The sequence below is a fragment of the Pseudomonas sp. LRP2-20 genome (genome assembly GCF_024349685.1).
GTDB lineage: Bacteria > Pseudomonadota > Gammaproteobacteria > Pseudomonadales > Pseudomonadaceae > Aquipseudomonas.
The window spans coordinates 3,074,750-3,097,745 of sequence record NZ_AP025944.1; the positions used below are offsets into that span (position 1 = coordinate 3,074,750).

23 protein-coding genes and 1 pseudogene are annotated in these 22,996 nt (G+C 62.8%); 6 read left to right on the forward strand and 18 right to left on the reverse strand.

Translation table 11 applies throughout. From position 1 onward, the window contains the following. Positions 1-21 precede the first annotated feature (21 nt). From ku to OCX61_RS13720, 10 genes and pseudogenes are all read right to left on the reverse strand, one after another. Positions 22-870, reverse strand: a complete 849-nt coding sequence (gene ku / locus OCX61_RS13675) for a non-homologous end joining protein Ku (protein WP_261939964.1) — start codon at positions 868-870, stop codon at positions 22-24. 97 nt (positions 871-967) lie between these two features. Next, on the reverse strand, positions 968-1,558 hold the full coding sequence (locus OCX61_RS13680; protein ID WP_261944313.1) for a phosphorylase family protein: 591 nt from the start codon (positions 1,556-1,558) through the stop codon (positions 968-970). A 51-nt stretch (positions 1,559-1,609) separates the two neighbouring features. Then, positions 1,610-2,767, reverse strand: a complete 1,158-nt coding sequence (locus OCX61_RS13685; protein ID WP_261939965.1) for a carboxylate-amine ligase — start codon at positions 2,765-2,767, stop codon at positions 1,610-1,612. 6 nt (positions 2,768-2,773) lie between these two features. After that, entirely contained in the window at positions 2,774-3,727 is a 954-nt protein-coding gene (locus OCX61_RS13690) for a methyltransferase (protein ID WP_261939966.1), read from the reverse strand. Continuing rightward, positions 3,727-5,055: an iron-containing redox enzyme family protein gene (locus tag OCX61_RS13695; RefSeq protein ID WP_409260357.1), complete on the reverse strand. Its 1,329-nt coding sequence runs from the start codon at positions 5,053-5,055 to the stop codon at positions 3,727-3,729. Before OCX61_RS13695 ends, OCX61_RS13690 begins: the two co-directional genes overlap by 1 nt. A gap of 18 nt (positions 5,056-5,073) precedes the next feature. Further along, positions 5,074-5,271 (reverse strand): hypothetical protein, encoded by a 198-nt coding sequence (locus OCX61_RS13700; protein WP_261939967.1) that lies wholly within the window; start codon positions 5,269-5,271, stop codon positions 5,074-5,076. 62 nt (positions 5,272-5,333) lie between these two features. Continuing rightward, a pseudogene (locus tag OCX61_RS13705) lies at positions 5,334-5,456 on the reverse strand (con-10 family general stress protein); the annotation flags it as partial. A 159-nt stretch (positions 5,457-5,615) separates the two neighbouring features. Further along, positions 5,616-6,920 (reverse strand): NTP/NDP exchange transporter, encoded by a 1,305-nt coding sequence (locus OCX61_RS13710; RefSeq protein ID WP_261944315.1) that lies wholly within the window; start codon positions 6,918-6,920, stop codon positions 5,616-5,618. A 4-nt stretch (positions 6,921-6,924) separates the two neighbouring features. Further along, complete coding sequence (locus tag OCX61_RS13715; RefSeq protein WP_261939969.1) at positions 6,925-7,833, reverse strand: aldo/keto reductase; 909 nt, start codon at positions 7,831-7,833, stop codon at positions 6,925-6,927. 88 nt (positions 7,834-7,921) lie between these two features. After that, a complete protein-coding gene (locus tag OCX61_RS13720) occupies positions 7,922-8,803 on the reverse strand; it encodes a Dyp-type peroxidase (protein WP_261939970.1) in 882 nt (293 codons plus the stop codon). A gap of 193 nt (positions 8,804-8,996) precedes the next feature. Here OCX61_RS13720 and OCX61_RS13725 point away from each other — a divergent pair, with 193 nt between their 5' ends. Next, on the forward strand, positions 8,997-9,884 hold the full coding sequence (locus tag OCX61_RS13725) for a bile acid:sodium symporter family protein (RefSeq protein WP_261939971.1): 888 nt from the start codon (positions 8,997-8,999) through the stop codon (positions 9,882-9,884). Here the strand turns inward: OCX61_RS13725 and OCX61_RS13730 are convergent. Then, positions 9,841-10,314 (reverse strand): sterol desaturase family protein, encoded by a 474-nt coding sequence (locus OCX61_RS13730; protein ID WP_261939972.1) that lies wholly within the window; start codon positions 10,312-10,314, stop codon positions 9,841-9,843. The two genes, OCX61_RS13725 and OCX61_RS13730, sit on opposite strands and share 44 nt — an antisense overlap. Positions 10,315-10,698: 384 nt before the next feature. Between OCX61_RS13730 and OCX61_RS13735 the strand changes: the two genes are divergently transcribed. Then, entirely contained in the window at positions 10,699-11,412 is a 714-nt protein-coding gene (locus tag OCX61_RS13735; RefSeq protein ID WP_261939973.1) for an MgtC/SapB family protein, read from the forward strand. Here the strand turns inward: OCX61_RS13735 and dksA are convergent. Continuing rightward, positions 11,409-11,816 carry an RNA polymerase-binding protein DksA gene (gene dksA / locus OCX61_RS13740; RefSeq protein ID WP_261939974.1) on the reverse strand — a complete coding sequence of 136 codons (408 nt, stop codon included), beginning with the start codon at positions 11,814-11,816 and terminating at the stop codon, positions 11,409-11,411. The genes OCX61_RS13735 and dksA overlap by 4 nt on opposite strands. 109 nt (positions 11,817-11,925) lie before the next feature. Between dksA and OCX61_RS13745 the strand changes: the two genes are divergently transcribed. Further along, on the forward strand, positions 11,926-12,432 hold the full coding sequence (locus OCX61_RS13745) for a GNAT family N-acetyltransferase (RefSeq protein ID WP_261939975.1): 507 nt from the start codon (positions 11,926-11,928) through the stop codon (positions 12,430-12,432). 4 nt (positions 12,433-12,436) lie between these two features. Here the strand turns inward: OCX61_RS13745 and OCX61_RS13750 are convergent, their stop codons facing one another. Then, on the reverse strand, positions 12,437-14,002 hold the full coding sequence (locus OCX61_RS13750; RefSeq protein WP_261939976.1) for a sensor domain-containing diguanylate cyclase: 1,566 nt from the start codon (positions 14,000-14,002) through the stop codon (positions 12,437-12,439). 160 nt (positions 14,003-14,162) lie between these two features. Here OCX61_RS13750 and OCX61_RS13755 point away from each other — a divergent pair, with 160 nt between their 5' ends. Both OCX61_RS13755 and OCX61_RS13760 read left to right on the forward strand, forming a co-directional pair. Next, complete coding sequence (locus tag OCX61_RS13755; RefSeq protein ID WP_261939977.1) at positions 14,163-14,663, forward strand: DUF4142 domain-containing protein; 501 nt, start codon at positions 14,163-14,165, stop codon at positions 14,661-14,663. A 24-nt stretch (positions 14,664-14,687) separates the two neighbouring features. Further along, positions 14,688-14,939 (forward strand): hypothetical protein, encoded by a 252-nt coding sequence (locus tag OCX61_RS13760; protein WP_261939978.1) that lies wholly within the window; start codon positions 14,688-14,690, stop codon positions 14,937-14,939. Positions 14,940-14,985: 46 nt separating this feature from the next. Here the strand turns inward: OCX61_RS13760 and OCX61_RS13765 are convergent, their stop codons facing one another. The 5 genes from OCX61_RS13765 to vasI form a co-directional block, all read right to left on the reverse strand. After that, positions 14,986-15,156, reverse strand: coding sequence for a DUF6021 family protein (locus OCX61_RS13765; protein ID WP_261939979.1), 171 nt, complete (start codon positions 15,154-15,156; stop codon positions 14,986-14,988). A 56-nt stretch (positions 15,157-15,212) separates the two neighbouring features. Then, positions 15,213-16,196: a DNA-binding protein gene (locus OCX61_RS13770; protein ID WP_261939980.1), complete on the reverse strand. Its 984-nt coding sequence runs from the start codon at positions 16,194-16,196 to the stop codon at positions 15,213-15,215. Between the two features lie 314 nt (positions 16,197-16,510). Next, positions 16,511-20,089, reverse strand: a complete 3,579-nt coding sequence (tssM, locus tag OCX61_RS13775) for a type VI secretion system membrane subunit TssM (RefSeq protein ID WP_261939981.1) — start codon at positions 20,087-20,089, stop codon at positions 16,511-16,513. Continuing rightward, complete coding sequence (tssA, locus tag OCX61_RS13780) at positions 20,086-21,552, reverse strand: type VI secretion system protein TssA (protein ID WP_261939982.1); 1,467 nt, start codon at positions 21,550-21,552, stop codon at positions 20,086-20,088. The genes tssM and tssA overlap by 4 nt, the downstream gene beginning before the upstream one ends. Then, a complete protein-coding gene (gene vasI, locus OCX61_RS13785; protein ID WP_261939983.1) occupies positions 21,540-22,172 on the reverse strand; it encodes a type VI secretion system-associated protein VasI in 633 nt (210 codons plus the stop codon). The genes tssA and vasI overlap by 13 nt, the downstream gene beginning before the upstream one ends. A 315-nt stretch (positions 22,173-22,487) precedes the next feature. Here vasI and tssB point away from each other — a divergent pair, with 315 nt between their 5' ends. Beyond that, positions 22,488-22,991, forward strand: coding sequence for a type VI secretion system contractile sheath small subunit (tssB, locus tag OCX61_RS13790; protein WP_261939984.1), 504 nt, complete (start codon positions 22,488-22,490; stop codon positions 22,989-22,991). The last annotated feature ends 5 nt before the right edge of the window (positions 22,992-22,996 follow it).

The following is a 22,996-nucleotide window of genomic DNA, read 5'->3' on the forward strand; positions in this document are numbered from 1 at the left end:
CGCGATGAGGCCGCTACGGACTCAAGAAGCCTTGCGGGGTCGCTTGGTCGCTTTCTTCTCGGGGGTGGCTTTCCTGGATGCCTTGCCACCCAGGCTGCGCTTGAGCAGCTCGGTAAGGTCGATGATATCGGCCCCCTTCTCGGCAGCCCCAGCCTCGTCTTTTTCCACCACGGCGATCTTGCCCTTGCTGGCCTTTTCTTCCACCAGGTCCATGATGGTCTGGCGGAAGGCATCGTGGTACTCATCCGGCGCCCACGGCCCACTCATGTCCTCGACCAGCCGCTTGGCCATGTCCAGCTCGCGCTTGTCGGGCTTGCTCTCGGTAACGCTCTTGTCCAGCTCCAGGCTGTCCAGCCCGCGCACTTCCTCCGGCCAGCGCAGGGTGATCATCACCAGCGCATCCTCCAGCGGGCGCAACAGTGCCAGGTGCTGACGGGTATGCAGCACCACCGTGGCCAGCGCCACCTTGCCGGTGCTGGCCAGGGTTTCGCGCAGCAACGCGTAGACCTTGCCGCCGCGCTTGTCGGGGCTCAGGTAGTACGGCGTGTCGAAATGCTGCAGGGGAATGTCCGAGGCTTCGACGAACGAGAAGATATCGATGGTCTGGGTAGCTTCGGGGCGGGCCTTGCGGATCTCCTCTTCGCTGATCACCACGTAACGGCCCTTCTCGTACTCCACACCCTTGACGATGTTGTCCTTGTCGATGTCCTTGCCGGTGACCTTGTTGATCCGCTTGTAGCCCACCGGCTCCATGCTGCGCTTGTCGAGCCAGTCGAAGTCGACCCGCTCGGTGCGCACGGCGGTGTTCAGCGACACCGGGATATGGACCAGACCGAAACTGATCGCGCCTTTCCAGATAGCCCTGGCCATGGCTGGCACCTCCCTAGCCCGAAGAGCGGGCCTCTAGGATTTCGAGATAGCCGTGCATGAGAAGGTTTGCTCGGGAAGGCGCCGGCCCGACGGATGGTCAGCCCACGTCGGCGAACAACACCCGCTTGAAGGCCTCGGCCGCCAGATGCACCTGCACCGCCCAGTCATCGGCCGCGTCGCTGCCGGCGTCATCCGAGATGTACTTCAGGCACACGAACGGTATGCCTTCATCGCGGGCGATCAGCGCGAACACGTAGGCTTCCATGTCGACCACGTCATAAGGCGCGTCGCCATGGTTGATCTCGAAGCTGTCGCCACTGCCACAGGTTTCCACTGGCAGGCCGGGGATTGCCTGGCCATGCTCCAGCAGCACCGGGATGTCCGACAGTGGCGTCTGGTAACGGGCGAAGCCCAGCGGGGTGACGTCCATGTCGCGCTGCACGAAACGTGTACAGCACACCACCTCGCCCTTGCCATGGCGCTGGCTGCCGGCCGAACCGAGGTTGACGATCAACTTGGGGCGCCGCTGCTGGATGGCCTTGGTCAGGGCGATGGCGGCGTTGACCTTGCCAATGCCAGTGAACACGGTGTTCACATGGGCGAACACATCACCCGCTTCTGCCTCCAGGGCGAAGACGAACAGCGTATCGGCGAGGGAGATATCGGGGAATTGCTTGGTCAGCATCATGGCGCAGGTGGTCCGAATGGCTTGCGGTGGCGCTGCCATTTTCGGCATTCGTTACCTGATTGCAAGCCCCGCCGCCGTGACCGGCGTTGCCGCACCATCGCGGGTTTGCGCCAGCACCTGAGCGGTCACCGCGTGCAGCGCTTGAGCGGTAGTGGCGCCATTGGCCAGTGCCTGCTCCAGCACCGCCAGTTGGTGATCGGCACTGGTCCCCTGTTGCAGTATGTGTTGCGCGTGCCGGTACGAACGCTCAGCATCCACCGTGTCGGTCGGCCAGCGCGCTTGTAGCTGGCTGAGCCAGCCCAGTGCCGTGACCGGCTGCTGGTCATGCAGGCCGATGAATTCGGCGAAGCGGCCATGGCGCATGGCGCGCCAGTAGTTTTCCTGGGTAACCCAGCGCAGTTCCCGGTTCAGCGGGCCAGGGTCGTAATGGGGCTGCAGGTTGTGCTCCACCAAGTGGCGGAACAGGCCGGCCAGGCACAGCGCATCCTCGAGCACCGGGCAGGCATCACAGATGCGCAGTTCCACCGTGGGGAAACGCCGCGACGGCCTGATCGCCCACCAGAAATCCCCCTCCGTTGCCAATGAACCCGTACGTTGCAGCAACGCCCGGTAGCGTTCATAGGCAGCCCAGTCGGGCAATGCCTCCGGCAACCCCATGTGTGGCCACTCGCCGCAGATTACCCGCCGGTAGCTCATGTAGCCGGTCGCCTGCCCGGCCCACATGGGCGATGAGGTACTCAGCACCAGCAGCAACGGCAACCAGTAGAGCAGACGGTTGATCAACTGCATGCGGTCGCAGCCCGGCGGCACACCTGCATGAATGTGCAGACCATTGAGCAGGCTGCGCCGGGCTACGTGCTGGTAATCGTCGAAAACCTGGCGATAGTGCCGCGACGGCCTGGCCTTCTGGCGCAACCAGGGCGCATTGGGGTGGCTGGCGGCGCAGTACAGTCCGACGCCCTCCTCGGCCAGGCTTGCGCTGAGGCGCTGACGGTAGTCGAGAAAGAACTGGCGGGCCTGGTACAGGTTGGTGAAAACCGGCGAGGCGATTTCGATCTGGCTGCAGAACATCTCTTCGGCAAAGTACTCGCCCACCACGTCGCGGCAACGGCGGACCACGGCTGGCGACGGGGTGATCAGCACCCGGCCACTGGCCAGATCCGTCAGCAGATACTCCTCTTCGATGCCAAACGTACAAGGCCTGTACATACGGCGTCAGGCGCTACGCTTGACGGTCAGCGATACCGCGGCGATGCGCTCGACCCGTTCATAGCCTGGCTCCAGCAACTGCTCGCCGAACACATCCGGGTCGATCTCGCGGTAGACCCAAGCCCACTCCGGGCCGGCCAGGCGCAGGCGAATGGCTTCGAGCAAGGCATCCTGGCCTTCGACGATGGCCACCCCGGTGTACAGCAGCAATGAGCCTCCTGGGCTCAAGCGCTCGCGGGCCTGTTCAACGATGCGCAGCGACAGTTCGGCGCCCAGCGCACCACCGCCGTGGCGATAGGTGCGCTCACCGGCATCGAGCATATAGGGCGGGTTGGCGACGATCAGGTCGAATGTGCCGCTGATGCCTTCAAGCAGGTCGCTCGGTTCGACCGACACATTGCTGACTCCGGCCAGCGCCGCATTGATGGCCGTGTAGCGCAGGGCCAGTGGGTTGATGTCCACGGCGCTGACTTGCGCATGTGGCGCCGCGCGGGCGATCACCAAGGCGCCGACGCCGCTGCCACAGCCGATATCGACCGCGTGCTGAACGCGGGTCGGGCTGCGCTGCAGGTGATCGTGAATGACCTGGGCGAAGCGGTAACTGTCGGGGCCGAAGAACACCGCATCGCTAGCCTGGGTGGGATAGGCCGAATGCACCAGCAACAGGTCGTCCAGGCTCGACCAGCGCACGCGGCTGCGCAGCCGGTCGCCCTCCTCGCTCAGCACCTGTGCGTGGCGCAGCTGCTCCAGTTCATCCAGCGAGATCAGCGAAGGCGAAAATGGCCGGCTCCAGCCGAACACATCGCGCAGGTTGCTGGCCTGCTCGGCGCCAGGCCGGGCGTTGTTGCGTGCCTGGGTAGCCGGTGTCACGCAAGTGAAGCGGTAGCCATCGGCGCGCAGGCGGCGGCCAAGCTGCAGCAAGGCCACGTCGGCCTGTTCCTGTTGTGGGTTGAGCATCATCAGTGCGGGCCCTCCTGAGCCAGGCCGGTGGCGCGCAGGTAGGCACGGGTGGCGCGCAGCCCTTGAGGCTGGGCATGACGATTGCCGGCCATCCGGGCGATCAGGCTATCGATGCTTTCATCCAGCCCCTCGCTCTCTGGTGGGCCTTGCAAGGCTGGCAACCAGCTGCCGGGCAGGACGCGTTTTACAGGTGCCTGCCAGTCAGCGGCAATCCAGTCGTGCCACAGCTGCTTTTCATAGGCATTGAACACACCGAACATGGGTGCACTCGGCCCTTCGATGAGCGACCACCAGCGGCTTTCGGCAGGGTTCTGCCCGCACCTGATCCAGCCTTGGGCCTGCAGTGCCTGCAAGAACGCCGGCAATGCCGCCGGTTCGGCCAGCCACTGATTGACCGTGCGCTGCTGAAGACGGCAACGGTCGGCGTGCATGAACTGGCCGAAAGCGCGTTTGCGCTCAAGGGCTGACAGCAATTGGGCCTCAAGGTCGAAGCGGCTGATCAGGTCAGGCGCCGGGATGCCCAGATCATTGAGCCGATAGCCGTGGCGCACCCGGCGATAGAACACCTCTGGCGCCTGCTGCGGGCATAGCTGTTGTGCGGCGCGGATGGATTTCTGCGCATGGCCGCTGGCGGCATTGTCGATGGTCACGTGCAACTGAAAGTAATGGCCGTCGATGCCTAGCTCTGCCAGTTCATGGGTGGTGATCAGCAAGTGCAGTGGCGGCTGTTCATAGCCCAGGTTGTAACCGATCACCTCCGGCAGGAAGCTATCGCCGTACTGGCCCAGGGCAAGCTGCAAGGCGCCCTGCAGATAGCGTTCGTCATCCAGCGCAAGCGTGTCCAGGCAACCCAGTCGGCTCAGCAGGCGCTGGTAGATCAGCACGTGATTGCAGCGTGGGTCGCCGTCGCCCAGTTCTTCGAGGTAGGTGCGAATCAGGCCGTGGTAACGCGGGTCGTGCCAGTGGCGCAGGGTAGCGTGCAGCCAGGCACCATCCACGGCCTTGGTCGGCGCGACTTGCTGCAGGAACCAGAGGGCCTGCGAGCGGTTGGCAAAGTAGCGCCGTGGTGCCCCGTGGCGGCGTTGTTCCAGGTAGTGCGCATGGTCATGGGCTACCTGCGCCGCATGCCGGGCACTCCAATCATCGAGTTGCCCGATCGTATCAGGCAAGTCATCGGCCATGACGCTCGCCTCGGCCAACCGGGCCGCCAGCCATTGCCGACCATTGTGCTCATCCCCTGCCAAAAGCGCCTGATAGCGCCTGGCGAGGCTGTCATCGACAGCCAGGGCTGGCATCGGTGCCAGGGTGTCAGAGGTCATTGCCGTCATGCCTTGCTCCTTGTCCACTTACTGGCGCTGGTTGTCCTGCGGCATGGGTTCCGGGTCTGGCGCAGGTTGTGGCGCGGGTTTTTCATCGTGCTGCTGCATCTGCACCGAAGGCTTGCTCGGGTCGCTGTCCTTGCCCGGGTGGTTGTTGTCTCTGTCGAAGCAGCCGCCAAGCAGGGTCAAGCTGCCCAGCAAAGCGATCAGGGGCGTCAGGCGCATGGAAAACCTCCTGTTCTGGTTGACTGCAGTGCCAGGTCGCCCCGGCACTGCATGTACCTCACTTACGAACGGCCGCCCTTGCGGCCCGACTCAGTGCTGCTGCGGCCGCTGCCGGATTGCTGGCCGCCTTTGCGACCGGCCTCGGAGGCCTTCTCGCGATCATTGGCGAAGTTGCCTGGGTTCTTGTTGCCACCCTGGCTGCCGGTGCGGCTGTTGTCTTTGCTGGCCATGGTCTCTAACCTCTTGTGGCTTTCGAAGTGTGCACGGCGCTGCGCCGTACATAAGGTCGGAGTTCGGCGATATCGGGGGATTCGTTTTATTGCGACGGGTTCGGACCGGTGGCGTTAAATAAGCGGCGGAGGTTTATTTGGTGCGACAGCCGATTCGGCCTCGCGCTGGCGCCTGCCCAGCCACATTCCGGTCAATGACCAGCCCAGGGCCAGCCCGGCACCGATGAGCATCGCCAGTTGGGGATGTTCGGCCAGCAGGTCCAGCCCGCGCTTGAGCCAGCCGCTCAGGGCATCGCCACCGCGGTACACCACAGTGTCGATGAAGTTCTTCGCTTTGTACTTGTCCTCGGCAGGCAAGACCGTGAACAACATCTCTCGCCCTGGGCGAACCAGCGCATATTCACCGGCCCGGCGCACCACCATCACCACCACGAACACGGCAAACACCGGCGCCAGGGCCAGCCACACGAACCCGGCAGCCATCACCAGCGGCACCGCGACCAGCAGCACGGCGACACCCATGCGCCTGGCCAGCCGACCGGTGAGAAACACCTGGGTGAGGATCGCCAGCGCCTGCACCACCGTATCGATCAGGCCGAATACCTGGGTCTGGCGCGTGCGGTCGGTGAAGGTTTCGCTGACGATGCGCGCCTGTTCGAAGTACAGGAAGGTACTGACACTGGCCAGCAGCACGACAAACAAGGCGACCGCCAGCAGATAGGGTGAGCGCAGCACGGCCGTCGCGCCGGCCAAGGGGTTGCCGCCCAACGGCCGCGAGGCTGGCTGCTCACTTGAAGCAGGCAACGGGTTGCGATCGCGCCACCTTTGCAGGTATGTGCATGCGAGCACACTGCCCACTAGAAACACCCCGGCAAGCAGTACCAGCCCGGCGTGCCCCAGCGGTGCAACCAGCAACGTGCCCAGGATTGGCCCGCTCAGGCCGCCGAGGCTGGCACCGGCGGCCAACAGGCCGAACAGGCGCTTGCCCTGCCCGGTGGAAAACAGGTCGGTCAGCACGCTCCAGGCCAGCGAGATGGTCAGCAGGTTGAACACTGACAGCCAGATGTAGAAGGCCCGGGCATTCCACAAATCCGCTGGATCAACCGCAAACAGCGCAGCGAACAGCAAGAGGTTGCTGGCGAAGAAACCATAGGTCCAGGGCAGGATATGCCGGCGACGAACCTTCGAGGCCAGCCAGCCGAACACAGGCAGGCAGGCCAGGGTGGCGATGAAGGTGCCAGTGAACAGCCATTGCAAGTTGTCGACGCCACCCGCCACCCCCATGGTTTCGCGCACCGGGCGCAGCATGAAATAGCCGGTAAACAGCAGGTAGAACAGCAACAGCCCGGCGATCACCGCAGGCCCCTCACCCGGCTGGATGTTCAGTGCCTGGTCGAGGCGCCTGCGCCAGTTGCCCATCACGTCAGGCGAACTGCTTGATCAGCGCTTGCTGTTGCACCTGGCTGAGCAGGGGCTCATGCCCGGCCTTGAGCTGGTCTAGCTGGCGTTCCGGGCGCCCGGTCGCGGGAATGACCGTGGTCACGGCCGGATGACTGATGGCGAACTTGAGAAACAGCTGCGCCCAGCTGCCGATACCGGCCTCGGCGGCCCATGCCGGCAACGGCTGGTCCTTGACCCTGGCAAACAGCCGGCCGTCGTCGAAGGCACGGTTGATCAGCACGGCGACGCCCTTGTCCTGGCACAACGGCAGCAGTTCGCGTGCCGCTTGCGGGGCATTCACCGAGTAGTTGATCTGGATGAAGTCCAGCGGCTCGCTGCGCACGATGCGCGCCACGTCTTCGTGGCCGCTGTTCAGGTAATGGGTGATACCGACGTAGCGGGCCTTGCCCTGCTGCTTGAGCTCGCGGGCATAAGGCAGTTGGGTCTGCCAGTCTCGCAGGTTGTGGATCTGCAGCAGGTCGGCCTTGTCGGTGCGCAGGCTCTTGAGCGTGCCGGCCCATTGCGCCTGGGCTCCGGCCCGGCTGTCAGCGGCGATCTTGGTGGCGATGAAACATTGCCGGTGCCAGCCGCCCTCCTCCAGCAACTGCCCGAGAATGCGGTCGGCGCCGCCATAGTTGGGCGAGGTGTCGATGACCTTGCCGCCACCGTCGAAGAATGCCTTGAGCACCGCCTTGAGCTGCTGGTATGCGGCGGAGCCGGCTTCGACTTCGAAGCTGCCGGAGGTGCCGGCGCCGATCACCGGCAAGGCCTCACCCGTCGAGGGAACCTTGCGCGTCAGCAACCCAGCAGAGCCGGCGGCATGTAGCCAGGGGCTGGCGGCCACAAGGCCCAAAGCCGCACCAGCGCGTAGGACATCGCGACGCTTGTACATGGCAAAGCTCCCGTCATAAGTCGGAAACTTTCAAGGCTAGCCGCTCTACCCTGCGCTGGCAGGTGATTCTGTATCTGGATGTTAGAGATCAGGCCTGCAGCAGCGCGCTCAGGTCCAGACCTGCCTCGGCCATCGGTGGGCACCAGTAGTAGCCACCGGTCAGCGGCCGGCTGAAGCGGTACAGGCCGTCGATGATGCCGTCTTCCAGGCCGCTCATGCGCCGCAGTTGCACTTCGAAGGCATCGAAGCTGTGGCCCAGGGCAACGAACGCCAGGCCTGCGCCACGGCCATCGGCCCAGGCTACCGAGCGGCGCACCATGAAGGCTTCCGGGTCGAAACTTTCCTGGGCGGTACGCTTGACGTGGGCTGACTCCGGGGCGTCTTCGAGCTCTTCGTTGTCGCTCAGGCGGCGGCCGATGATGTTGTCCTGGTCGGCCTGGGGCAGTGACTTGAAGTATTCCAGGTCGTGCTTCCACAGCTGGAAGGCGGCGAAGCTGGAACCGGCCAGCCCCGGCTGCTCGCCGGCGACAATGGCGGCATCTACCGCATCCTGGTCCACCGGGTTCTCGGTGCCGTCTTGGTAACCGGTCAGGTCATGGCCACCGCGGTGCAGGAAACCATCGACACTGTCAGCCAGGCGCAGCGCCGGGGCCAGCGCTTGCTCCAGGGCCTGGGCCTGGAGCAACAGCTCGCCGCGCTCGTTGCCGCGCAGCCACAGCCACAGGGCGTGCTGGGTGCTCGGGTTTTCCACTGCCGCATCGAGTTGCGGGAAGGCGCGCAGGCCAGGAATGTCACGGCCCAGGGCTTTCACCAAGGGGGCGCCGATGCCGAGGATGAGGTTCTGGCCATCCACCTGCGGCAGCAGTGCATCCAGTACGGCAGACAACGCCTCGGGCGACTGCAGGGCGAAGAACAGGTGACGGGCGTGGGCCGGCACGGGGGTGGCAAGCAGACCTTGCTGGAACGGCATGACGGGCTAATCCTCGGCAAAAGCGGGAATGCTACTGCGCCGGGGCGCCTACCGCAACGCGGCATGCAGGCGCAACGTGGCAAGGTCTGAGGCGCGCCCGGTAACAAACAGTTACCAAGTACTGGCGCATTGCAATTAGCCAGCCCACAAGGCCCACCTAGACTGCTTGGATCCTTTGCTCGAGTGCCTGCCCATGACCGCCTCTCCCTTGCTGACTGCGTTCCTCCCCCTGGCGCTGGGCATCATCATGCTCGGGCTTGGCCTGTCCCTGACCCTGGCTGACTTCGCCCGCGTGGTGAAATACCCGAAACCGGTGGTGATCGGCCTGTGCTGCCAGATTCTGCTGTTACCACTGGTGTGCTTCCTGATCGCCAACGGCTTTGGCCTGGAAGCGGCTCTGGCAGTCGGCCTGATGCTGCTGGCGGCGTCCCCCGGCGGCACCACTGCCAACCTGTTCAGCCACCTGGCCCACGGTGATGTGGCGTTGAATATCACCCTGACCGCAGTCAATTCGTTGATCGCGATCCTCACCATGCCGCTGCTGGTGAACCTGTCCCTGGCCTGGTTCATGGAATCGGACCAGGCCATTCCCTTGCAATTCGCCAAGGTCATGCAGGTGTTCGCCATCGTCCTGCTGCCGGTGGCCGTGGGCATGCTGATCCGCCACTGGGCGCCGCGCTTTGCCGCGCGCATGGAAAAACCGATGAAACTGGTGGCAGCGCTGTTCCTGGCATTCACCATCGTCCTGGCGCTGGCCAAGGACTGGCAGACCGTCGTCGACTATGCCCCGGTGGTGGGCCTGGCCGCCTTGCTGTTCAACCTGATCAGCCTGGCACTCGGCTACTGGGTGCCGCGCCTGCTGAGCATTCCCAAGCCCCAGGCCATCGCCATCGGCATGGAAATCGGTATCCACAATGGCACCCTGGCCATCGCCCTGGCGTTGAGCCCAGCGCTGCTGAACAACGCCAGCATGGCCGTGCCGGCCGCGCTGTACAGCCTGATCATGTTCTTTACCGCAGCCGGGTTTGGTTGGTGGGTCAGCCGCGGTCGCGTGGCACCCGCGCCTGCAGCTGGCGCTTGAGCACCTTCAGCGGTGGCGCATAGAAAAAGCCGAACGACACGCTGCCGGTGCGGCCCTTCACGGCGTGGTGCAACCGATGGGCACGGTACAGGCGCTTGAGGTAGCGGTTGACCGGCCGTGGCTTGCGCGGCCAGTGCCGGTGGAAGAAGCCGTCGTGGGCCAATACGTACAGCACCCCATACCCGGCCACGCCAGCGCCCACCCACTGCAATGGCGCATGGCCGGCCTTGCCCAGGGCGACCAGCGCCGTGGCGATCAGGCCCAGCGCCACCAGGTACAGGTCGTTGGTTTCCAGCATGCCCAGTTGCGGCTCATGGTGCGAACGGTGCAGCCACCAGCCCCAGCCATGCATGATGTACTTGTGAGCCAGCGTGCCGACACCTTCCATGGCCACCAGGGTGCCGAGCAGCACGGCGAGATTGAACAGCATGTAACGGTCCGGGGTATGGCGGAGAATGGCGCAAGGGTACCGATTACCCAGGTTTATTTCCATTCAGGCGTGACCGGCTGTAGGGCATTTCCGGATGAATCCCTTGTCATGTTTTTGCCCTTGACCCTGCGTGGGCGGCGGCGTAAGGTCCGCGACGCAATTTCGCATCCCTGAACAGGAGTCCTGCTTTGGACAGTAGCCCCAGTCGCTTGCGACAGGCCCACACGGCGAGCTAGTCCGGCAGCTACCTGCCACTGTCTCGCCATTAGCCAGACGGTGGAATTCCCCAGCCTTTGAAGGCTGTCCTCCTCTTTCCCTTTCGTGGTCCTGCGCATTTTCTGGTTATTCAACCGTGCGGGCGTGTGCCCGTGGAAGAGGTTTGCTATGGATTGGAAAGTCTTTCTGCTGCGCGTCGGCATTGCCCTGCTGCTTGGCGCCCTGATCGGTGCCGAGCGCCAACTGCGTCAGCGCCTGACCGGGCTGCGCACCAACGCCCTGGTCAGCACCGGTGCCTGCCTGTTTGTGCTGATGACCCAGGCGGTGCCCGGCATGGCCCCCAACGATGCCTCGCGGGTGGCCGCTTACGTGGTGTCGGGTATCGGGTTTCTCGGGGGTGGGGTCATCATGCGCGATGGCTTCAACGTGCGTGGCCTGAACACCGCCGCCACGCTCTGGTGCACCGCGGCGGTCGGTGTGCTGTGCAGCCTCGGGCTGCTGCTCGAGGCCTCGCTTGGCAGCCTGATGGTGCTGTGTGCCAACATCCTGCTGCGCGATATCGCCCAGCGCCTCGACCGCCAGGAGGTGCTGCCCGCCAACGAGGTTGAGCAACGCTTCGAGGTGCGCATCGTCTGCCGCGCCGAGGATGAAATCCAGGTGCGCAGCCTGATGCTGCACAGCCTGGGCGACCCGCAGCTGCGCCTGCAATCGCTGCACAGTGAAGACCTGGCCAACCCGGCCCGCCTGGAAGTGCGCGCAGAACTGCTCGGCAACCCCCAGGCACCGGCGCAGCTGGAACGGCTGGTAGGTCGCGTGAGCCTGGAAAAAGGCGTCAGCTCGGTGCGCTGGCAGTTGCAGCCACAGGCATTGGCGGCGGACTAACGCTCGTCGCGCAGGTGCCGCTCCTTCTGCTCCTGGCGCTCCTTGGCTTCGATGCACAGCGTTGCCGTGGGGCGCAGCAGCAGACGGCGCAGGCCAATCGGCTCACCGGTTTCCTCGCACCAGCCATATTCACCGCGCGCCAGGCGCTCCAGTGCCTGGTCGATCTTGTCCAGCAGCTTCTTTTCCCGCTCCAGCGAGCGCAGCCGCCACTGCCGTTCCTCTTCGGCGCTGCCGATGTCGGCCGGGTCGCTGAGTACTTCCTGCTCGCGCAGGGCCTGGAACTCCAGGTCGATGCGGGCTTGCAGGTCGAAGCGCTGACCAAGCAGCAACGTGCGGAAAAATTGCTGTTGCACCTCGTTCATATAGGCTGCAGGCGCCTGGCGCAGCAGTTCCTCTTCAGTCATCAAGGCAGTCTCGCGTAGCTGGGAATCCACAAATGTTACGTTATAACTCAATCATTGCAAGCCCCGGTCATCTCGCCGCAGACTATTGCCAGTCCATAGAGAACGTTCAATGCACATACGCCCCGCTCTACTCGATGACATCGCCCAGCTGATTGCCATCGAGCAATCGGCCGCCCAAGCGTTCTTGCGGCTGCCTGAGCTGGCCTGGCTGGCACGTGCCGAGGGGCTGGATGAGAAGGCGCACAAGGCCTTCATTGCCGACGCTGGCAGCTGGTTGGCCGAGGATGATCAGGGGCAGGCTCTGGGCTTTGTGTGCCTGCGCCTGGAAGGCCAAGCGCTGCACATTCACGAGCTTTCGGTACGCTTGCCGTCACAGGGGCAAGGAATCGGCAGGCAGCTGCTGGACCAGGCGTGTGCCGTGGCGCGGCATCGGGGTGCCCAGGAGGTCACCTTGACCACCTTTGCGCAAGTGGCCTGGAATGGCCCCTTCTATGCCAGGCACGGTTTCGAGGTGCTCGATGAACAGCAACTCGGGGCCAGGTTGCAGGGCATTCTGGCGACCGAGCGTGCCCATGGCTTGTCTGGGCGCTGCGCAATGCGCTTGCCACTGGCCTGAGCGGTCACTCGGTACGTTCCACTCTGCCGGCTGCCACAGAGTAACCATCACGCCCTTGCCGCTTGGCCTGGTACAACGCAGCGTCGGCCGCCGCCATCAGGCTTTGCGGCGTGCTGGCATCACGCGCCGGATGGCCAACGGCGATTCCTGCACTGGCCGACACACGCCCTAACGGGCTGCCGGCATGCAGGATTGCCTGACGACGCAGCACTTGCATGATTTCCTCGACAACCAGCGCGGCGCCAGGCTCATCGGTGTCGGGCAGCAGCAAGGTGAACTCCTCGCCGCCATAACGAACGGCCAGGTCTGCTGGCCGCTTCAGCGCCGTTTTCAACAACTCGGCAAAGTGCTGCAGGCACTGATCCCCTGCGGGATGCCCGTAGCGATCGTTGTACAGCTTGAAGTAATCCAGGTCGAGCATCACCAGCGCCACCGGGTAGGCCTGGCGCCGGGCCCGCTTGAACTCGGCCTCGAACACCGCATCCAGGCGCCGGCGATTGCCTAGCCCGGTCAAGCTGTCGGTCAGCGCCAGCGCCTTGAGGGTCTGGTGTGCCTGGTGCAGCGCCCGCTCGATGGCGATACGCTCGCGTAACTGGCGCAGCACCACCCACCCGAATGCCGCCAGGCCGACCAGCAGCAGCAACAGTACCGCGACCGACTTGATCACATCGTGCCGCCATGGCGCGATGATCGACTCCCGTGACAAGCCCGCCTCTACCACCAGGGGGTAGCTCGACAATGCCCGGTAGGCGTACAGGCGCGGGGTGCCGTCAACCACCGCCACCGCTTCGACCAGCCCCTCGTTGGCATAGGGCAGGTGATTGCGGAACACCTCACTGTTGGCAAGGCTGCGCCCCACCACCTGCTCCACGAACGGCCGTCGGACCAGGATGGTGCCATCGCGCTTGGCCAGTACCAACGCACCGCGTTCATCGATCTTGAAATCGCCGTAATAGCGCACGAACCAGTCTACCTTGATGGTACCGAGCAACACCCCGGCAAAGCTGCCATCGCGATTGTCGAGCCGGCGCGAGATGGGAATGATCAGGTCACCGGTGGTACGGCTGCGCACAACCGAGCCGATGTGCACGCTGCGATCGGCATGGTTACGGTGATAGATGAAATAGTCGCGATCCGAATTGTTCGCATTGGGTGGTATAGCGTCGCGATCGGTCACGATCCAGCTGCCGTCCGGCGCGTACACGAACAAACCATGCAGCTGCGGCATGATCGCCATCTGCTGTGCCAGCAACGCATGCAAGCGTGGTCGGTCAAGGTGGTCGAGGCCATCACCCTCCAGGCGCTCGGCCAGTGCGGCGGTGATCGCATCCACCTGACGTATCGCATCTTCGGCATGCTGGCTGGTGGCCCTGGCCAGGTTGGTGACCGTGTTTTGCGCTGCGCTGAAAGCGAGCCGGTAGTCACGCCAGGTACGCCAGCCTTCGACCAGCACGAAGACCAGCATTGCCACAGCCATGAACGACAACACCAGGCGAAACAGCGCCACGGCACGTCCGTCGCTGCTCACTGTGAACAGCCCTTCCTCGTCCTGCTTTCTGGCCGCACCCATGGAAGTCCTTGCCCTTAAGCGTATGCCACCTATGACTATAGTTCAGCGCCCAGGTGCCTCGCGGTGGTCGCCCGCTGTCGAGAAAAACGAAACCTTTGCCGCCCGGGCCGGCTCAACCGTACGCGACACTGAGGTCGCGCCAACGGTTAAGGAGTCAGGCATGAGCAATCTGTTCATCAAACGCGCCGGTTTGTCGCTGGTCCTGGGCATGGCATCGCTGCAGGCACTGGCCGCCACATCCGATGATTTCGTCGAAGCTGCCACTGAGGCAGGGATCGCCGAGACGGTCACCGGCAAGCTGGCCATGGAAAAGAGCCAGAACACCGAGATCAAGACTTTCGCCCAGCAGATGGTCACCGACCACACCAAGGCCAACCAGAAGCTCGGCGACATCGCCCGCAAACTCGATATCAGCGTGCCGGACGAAGCAGCGCTGACCGATAAAGTGAAGAAGATGATCCTTGAATGGCGCGACGAGTCGTTCGACAAATCGTATGTCAACAACCAGGTCGACGCCCACGAAAAAGCCGTGGAGTTGTTCAAGAAAGAAGCGGCGTCTTCGGACAAGCCTGAACTGAAAGCCTTCGCCAGCGAAACACTGCCGACCCTGGAGCACCACCTGGAGCAGGCCAAGGCACTCCAGGCCACCCACGGCAAATGAGCGAACCCCGACAAGAGGCCACACATGACTAACGATGCATTGCGCAGCGAAATCCTGACCCGCCTGCTGCACGCCCACCCGCACGGGTTGGGCAAGGAACTGCTGGACAATTATCGCGGTGAGAAAGCCGTGGCCGGCATGCTCCAGACGCTGCAGGAGCATGGCCTGATCCAGGATGGCGCTGTGGCGGTCGATGAAGACCACCAGATCAGCGTGAGTTACCCGATCAAACTGTCATCGGCGGGAGTCGAGGCAGCCAAGCAGCTGGAGGGCTGAAGCGCACCACCCCATCGCCGTTCCACCGGCGATGGGGCTACCCGCGTCAGTGCTTTGTGTTGGCTTTTTCATCGTCCCTCGGCGGCTTCGCCGGCCCCTGCGGGTCGACTTGCGGATCGTCAAGGTCCGGTGAGTCAGGGTCGAAACCGAGGTCATTCTTGCGGTTTGCCTGTTCTGAAGAATGTGGCCCCTGTCGATGTTGCTCTGGCTTTTTCATGTTGCGCGCTCCCTGGGATGTCTACGGAAGAACGCAGACACCGCGGGAAGTTTGATTCAATTGCTCGCCGCCAGCTGTGCCCGACATGCCTGAAGTGCCTCGTCGCGTTTCAGCAGTTCGCTCTGCAGGTGCTGCAACTGCCGGCCCTGCTCGGCATACAGGCCACGTTTGTCTTCCAGGCTTTGCGTTTGCGCCTGCAATTGCCGACGCATCTCATCACTGGCGCCCTGGGCTTGCGCGAGAATCGTGCGCAAACCCTGGATCTGTGCGTCGCGCTGCTCGACCAGCTCGTTCAATGCCTTGCATTCGCCGCTGGCCTGACGGTGCTCGCCGAGCATCCGCTCATTGTCACGGTGCAGACGAGTCAACTCGTCCTGCTTGACGATCATGCTCTGTTGCAACTGGCGCAGCTCCACTTGCAGCTGCTGGGTTTGCGCTTCGTGGCGGCGCTGTTCCTGCTCGCGTTGTTCGCGGCTGGCGCTGCGGTAATGCTCAAGCGCTTCACGGGCGTGGCGGTGCTTGTCCTCCAACGAGCGGATTTGTTCTTCCTTATCGGCCAGGCGCACCTGCAATTCGCCCAATGATTGATTGAGGCTGGCACTGCGCAACTGCTCGGCCTGAAGCGAGTTCTGCGCGGTCACCAGGCGTTCCGACTCGGCAGCCAGTGCAGCGGCCTGAATTTGCTGTTGCTGGTGCGCGGCGGACAGTGCCTGCTGCGCCACCTGCAACTGCGCCGCTAGCTGCTCACGCTGCTCGTTGAACGCGGCTTCGGCCTGTTCGACGCGGGCATCCCCCTCCTCCTGCACCTGAGCGGCCAATTGCGATACCAGCCTGGTCAGCGAATCGCTGAGCGCGGCCTGGCCTTGCAGCGCCACAGGTTTGGCCCCTTCAAGCTCTTTCAGGTAACGGTGAATGGTGGTCTTTGAACCGGTGTTGCCCAACTCGATACGTACTGCATCGATGCTGGGGTACTCGCCCCGGGCGATCAGCACCTGCCGCGCCTGCTGCACTACCGCCTTGTTGATACCGCCCCGGGCCATGTTTGCTCCTACGATTTCGTAACATGATACGTACTATGTAATTACGTAGCGATTTTGTTCCTTGCCAGGTAAAATTTCAAGTGATATCTAAGGCTTAATAATCACGGCTTATCGCATGTGAAGGGTGAAAAGCCGTGCTTTACGCTCGCCGATAGTACGCGCAGCCTGCCCGCGCTCAGGCGGGCAGGCGTGCGTAGCTGGGCGCTTGGTGAAGGGCGGGCAGCCTATCTTTAACAGTACAGACCTCTGCCCGAAACAGGCCGTGTTGCGCCGCGCGGGCGGAGCCCGATCTCATTGGCGCTGGCGTTGCGAGATCAACCTGGGTCCTGCAGCAGACCACGCGGCAGCTTGAAGCCTTGGAAGGGTTGCTGGGTTATGGGGTTGAACGCCTTTTCGGCATTCAGCCGGTAGCGAATCACGCCATCGCCAGTCGCAAAACTCAGGTCGACGCTGGTCGACGTGCGGCCGTTCAGCGCGCCGCGGCTGAGCAGGCGGAACATCGACCACGGGCCGCGGTACTCCAGGCTGCTGCTGTTGCCATTGTGCCTGAGCAAGGTCAGGTTGCTGCGAACCTGCGGCCCCAAGGTATTGGGCCAGACGATACCGGTGATCTGGCTCGGCCCATGGGTGAAGGAAATCAACTGGCCATCCAGGTTCAGGACGCTGGTGCGCTGATTGGCACTGAGCCCTAACGGCTCGATACTGAACTGCACGGTCAGGTTGCCGCGCTGATCGAAGAAGGTTTCGCGGATCCGCTCCGCCAACTCCAGTTGCTCGAGTACATCGTCGCGGATCAGTGATTGCCCCTGCTCCCCCGCCTGTAAAGCTTCGAGGTTATCTTTCAGGAAAACCTTCAGGTACTGGTCATGGAACTGCTGCAATCGCCCCTTCGGCCCGAAAAACGCCTCGAAGTCATCCAGGGAGGCATCGGGCGCCTTCACCACGAAGGGGTAGCGCCCAGCCAGGCGCTGCTGGAAGAAGCTGTACACCTCGGCATCCCAGCGGCGCTCCAGCTCGCGAAGGGCTTCAATATTCAGCACCCGCGCCGTTTGATCGGCCAGCTTACTGACGTGGCGGTTGATCGGCTCTGGCAAACGGGTTGCCACCCGCTGCAAGGTGCCGATCGGGTCGTGCCCGGTCATCGAGAAGCGCTGATGCACGGCCCTAAGTGCGGCATTACCACGGTCCGGGCTGTCCTGCACCGCCTTGGCATAATCGTGTACTGCCGCAATGGCGCCGAGGGTTTCATCGTAGTTGCTGGGTTTTTCACCCGTTGCCTGCAGCATGGCGCTGAGCCTGGCAAAAGCCCGCTGAATGGCCCACGCCTGGGGTTGCTCGGCCTTTCCGGATGTCGGTCGCAACGCCTCAGCTTCCTCAGGGGCCTCGACGCCCACGGTAGATGAAAGCGAAGTGTTTTCCTTCACTGTATCCAACAGCCGATGCAGCGGGGCCGCCGGCCCGGTGAACCGCTGCAGGACCGCGACGCCATGGTCCAGATCGCGGAATTCAACCACCGAGAAGGCGTTCAATGCACGCCGCCAACTGTCGATGAAGTCGGTGCTGTACAAGTTATGCAGCCGTTGGCTCAGCGCCTCCCGGTCGGCATTCGAGTAATCGAGCTGGTCGCGCTCGCCCAGTGCCCACTGGTCGATCATCGCCATTTCTGCGAACCGCAGGCTGCGTGGCTCGAAGTACTCCCTTGAGCCTTTGGCGGTAAGCATGGGCGCTAGCAAGACATCATCGCCTTTGCTGGAGCCGTCAGCCGACTGATACACCACATCGAAGGCCGGCCCCACTTGGTGGCGCAGGTCCAAGCCAGTGTGCAACTGTTCCGCGGCCTGCTGTTTGAGGCTCGCATAAACCCGCTCAGGCAGTGGCACCTTGCGCAGTACCTGCTGCACCTGGGCAACACGCTGGCGATACTGCGGCAGATCGGCATCGGCATAGGCCAACGCATACTTCAGGTGCTGCATCAGGTCACGTTGCAATTGCCCCTGGCCCGGGAATGTTTGCTGCCACTGGCGGGCCATCCAGTCCTCGACCCATTCGGGCCGGCGGTTCTGGCGGTCCTCCAGCATCCGGTAAACCCTGAGCGCAGCCATTTGCTGCTCACTGCCTGGCTGCGCCGCGTCCATCGCATCGACTACCCCACTGGCCAAGGCCGGCAGGAAGCGCTTGGCAAGCAAGTTGAGGTAGGCCTCATCGACGCGGGGGCCAATGGCACGCCCCTGATACAGGCCTAGCTCAGCAACACCCGGCCAGGCGGCGCGATAGTCGCCAAACACCGACACGGCATCGCGGATCTGGTCCAGTGGCCCCAACAGGTTGCGCCCGGTAGGGTCCAGTTGCTGGTCCACTTCGTGGTGGCTGTATTCCCGGCTTTTGGCAAGGACGCTGGCGGCCTTGGCGGAGTTGATGTCGAAATAACGTTGCCAACTGGCGATGGTCACGCATAAAGCCAGTATGCCTACGCCAGAGCCTACCCAGAGCAGGTTGCGCTTGCTGCGCGCCACACTGATGTTGTCCCCGGCAAGCCCGGCTTCCTGATAGATGACACGCTTGAACGCGTGCTGGATGAAGTAGGTCAGCGCCTTGCCTTGCGCCTTGCCCTCAAGCAACGGCAGCTTCGTCTTGTATGGCTGGGCCGCCTCGCGAACAAAGGCATTGAGCATGTCGCCTTGCTGCACGACCGAGGACCAGTACACGCCACGGACCAAGGCAGGCGTGGTGTAGCGGTCACTTGCCAGTGCTTCTTTCAAGAACCCCAGCAGTATCGGGCGCAGGCCAATCAACTGGGCATGCAACGAAAACAGGCGCGCTCGCAATGGTGCACCGTCCAGTGCATCGAGCCGCTCTACCATCTGTTCGAACAACTCGCTGAGCAACCGATCGTAGTGGTCACCATATTCATCGAGCCACGCGTCAAACGAACCGAGCGCATCCAGCTTGAAGGTAAAACCCAGCATCTGCTCCCGCTTGGCTGTGGGGAGCTTTGCGCAGAGCTGGTCGAATCCGTCCAACAGGTCGAACTTGGCCAGCACCACATACAAAGGCAGGCGCGCGCCCAATTGGCTACCCACCTCATACAAGCGGGTGCGCAGGACCTGTGCCTGAGCAACCCGCTGCTCAGGTGTGCCATGCAACAATGCAGGCAGGTCGACTACCAGTACCACGCCGTTGAGGGCTCTCTGACTGCGATTGCGCACCAGCCAACCCAGCAGGTGCTGCCACAACCTGGCCGAGGTATCAGGTGGCAGTTGCGATGTACCTGGCTCCTCGGTGGGTGCGCCTGATTGCGACGCTTCATTGATGAAGGCGCCCGGCGGATCGATGATCACCGCGTCGTCGCTGACCCACCAGCCTATCGGGTAGGCCAATGCTTGCGCTTGTTGACCTCGCCTCTGCACCCTGTCGATGCGGGTCAGCGAGAAGTTCTGTTCGGTATGGTCGATGAAGTGGGTCTTGCCAGCATGCTGGTCGCCCAACACCAGATACCAGGGCAAACGGTACAGGGCGCGTCGCCCGCCGGCATTGTGCAAAAACCGCGTAAGCTCCTGATCCAACGCCTTCTCTTGTGCTTGAACGAACGGCAACGTGCGGTCCAGTTCGGCGGCCACTGCCTGATTGCGTTCTGCGTGCAGGCGGCGATTACGACTGCGCAACACAACGAGCCAGCCCAGCAGGGGTACCAGAACGAGCACCAGGCTTGCCAGCCCCCGATGGGCCATACTGGCCAACGGCTCCTGCTCGCGCCACGTCCATTGCGGACCGAGCCACCAGATGGCTACGAGCAACAGTGCAGCCCCCAGCCCTAGCAGCAACGGCATGGCCAGGCCGATACGAGTCACCAGGGGCAAGCCCCAACGTTTGAAGTGCTTCCATGGTTGATTCATCGTGACTCCCGTTCCTTGTTCCAGTCGGCCTGCATTTGCGCTGTCGCATACAGCTGAAGACGTTGAAACACCTCAGGTTCCCAGGCGCTGGCGGTGGTTTCCTGCATCGTTCGGGCAACGCCTGCACACAGCTCCTGGGCCAGCCACGACACGCCCCTTGCTGCCAACAGGTCGGCAGCAATCACCGTGGTATGGCAGCGCTCACGCGGAGCGCGCAAGTCCGCTTGCATCCCCTGCAACCTGAGCAAAACCGTTTCTACGCCGCCGGTTTCCAGCTGTTTGATCATCTCCTCGCGCAGGTTGGCAAACTCATGGGCGGTTCCACCCTCGTCCGATGGCTTATGTGCAGCCTTGAGCCATGCCAGGCATTGGTCGTCGACAAACACCGTGCCGTCGCTGAAGCACAGTTGCTGCAGCGCTGGCATACGTTGCACGAACCGTGCGGTCGCAGCGCGAATGGCCTCAGCCACCTCGCCCATTGCCAGCCGCGTTGCGGCAGCCGCCGCCAGGAAGCTGCCGCGAACCCAGTAGGGGCTGGCCGTCACACTTTTTTCGATCCGCTGGAGCAAGACTGCGTCAACCGCAGTGCCCGCGACGGCATCTTCGTAGTCACCGGCAATATCCTGTGGCACGGCCATCAGCTCGGTGCGGTTGCCTTGCTTGATTTGAGGTGCCACCTGTATGTGGGCCCACAAGCCGAAGCGACGTAGCTGATAACCCGTCGGGTCGTACGGGTCCTGTTGATTGATCAGCTCAGCCATGGTCAGCACGGCCCGGCGTGAATCGCGCTCGTTGCCGAGTGACACGCGGGGCGTCGGTGTGGCAATGACTTCGGCCAGCGGTGCAGGCTTGATGCGTGCCGCACCAGCCGTGGCTGTAGCCGGCTCAGCCACGCCGTTGGCAAGTTCCGTGTATTTGCCCAGCTGGCGCTCCAGCTCGCTCACGACGGCCTCATCCAGCTGTGCAATGGCTTGCTGCTGTCGCAGGCGTTGCATCGCATGCTGAGCCGCCGCTGCGTGAGCCGGGCCATATGTGAAGCGATCCAGGCGCGGCAGCGCTTCGATCAGCCGATTGAGCACCATCCCCACCAGCTTGCGCTTGCCGAGGAAGCCTTTGGGGCCAGGCTTTGGATGAGCGGTCTCCCAGTAGCCCTCGACGATGCCGCCCAGCAGTGCCAAGGTGTGCCCCCAGCGTTCCCAGCAACCAGCTCGCAACCACGCCACGCTCAGGTGCGCGACGATGCGCAAATGCTTGCACTGCTGGCCCAGGTACTGTTGGGAGGCTTCCTCGATGTAGGGCCAGTCGATGGAAGACTCCTGCAGCCCGCCGAGCTTGACCATTTCCTGGTCTATGGCCTGGTAGGTTTCGTCCTCCACATCGAACAGGCCAGCCGGTGCCTGGGCGTCGATGGGGGCGAGCAGCCGGGCAATGTCCTGTGCGGCGACCTCTGCTACCAGCGACATGTCTTGCGCGCCTCGTCGATGAGCGGGTCCAGTCCCTGAGCATCAAAAATCAACCCATCGACGGCCGGGTTGTCACTCTCGACCTGAATGCGACGGGCCCCGATCAATGGCTTGATCTGTTCGATGCCTGGCAAGCCTCTGCCGGCATCGAGCACCTGGCCGTTCTCCGTCACCTGCCATGGCGTAGGGACGGTCGAACCACGATCCCCCATCAAGCGCACCTCCACTCGGCCGGCCTGGATGGGCTGTGCAGCGATCAACTGCAATCTGGAGATGTTCTGCACACAGCTGATCACCAGGTAGGGGTGTGGTGCGGCTGAAGCGATTGCAGGCGCCGAGATCATCAGCCCGTCCTCTGCAGACTTCAGGCGAAAGGTCAGGTCTTCTGCGGGTCGGCCCGCCTGATGCGCCATCACGCGTCGCAACGTGGGCGATTCTTGTTCCGGCGCAGGCCATTGCATTGGCGCAAGATGCGCTGGCGTTCCGGCTGATTTGTCGAAACAGGCCAAGCGTTCAAGGTTGGATACGATCCGCTGGCAATCTTCATCGGAATAGACGGTTATCGACAGGCAACCGAGTATCAGCGAAAGACTTAACTTGTAGGATTTTTTACCAATCATCGTAAGAAAATTCCCTGTCAATAATACATGCACCCTATTTGATCGGCGGACTTATAAAACCACTCCCACGCACTCCGTGACCCAAAAGCGGGATGAGCCTAGCCCATAAAAATAAAGTGCCACAAGTAAATATTTTCTAACATTTTCGCCCTCGACGAATAGCAACACCGAAGGCATGGTTTTTAGGTGGCGGGGAAAAAGTCCCGTCATCTTGTTTATGCCGCATGACAATACTGAGGAAATTTCCTACATGTCGATTTAAGGCAGAGGCAACCATTAGGAACAACACCCTACAAACCAAGGAAAGGATCTGCGATGTCAAAGTCCACAGGATCGGTTGCACCGAAAGAACGCATCAACATCAAATATGTACCCGCCACTGGAGACGAACAAGCCGAAGTAGAGCTATCGCACAAGATGTTGGTGCTGGGCGACTTCGGCCTCGATGATGCCCGTGCGCTAGAAGACCGTTCGGTCATGCGCATTGATAAACACAGCTTCAACAACGTGTTGAATGACGCCGGCGTCAGCCTGGCCATGTCCGTGCCTTCCATGCTCAGCACTGCCCCCGATGCGGAGCTGGCGGTCAGCCTGCAGTTCAAGTCGATCAACGATTTCGGGCCAGATCGCATCGCCCGCCAGGTCCCGGAGCTGAACAAGCTGCTGGAGCTTCGCGAAGCGCTGGTGGCCCTGAAAGGCCCGATGGGCAACGTGCCAGCGTTTCGCAAGCAATTGCAGCACCTGCTGAACAACGAGCAAGCGCGCAAACAACTCGCCGAAGAACTGGACCTGGTGCTTGAAGCGCCAAAAGAAGACTGAGACAA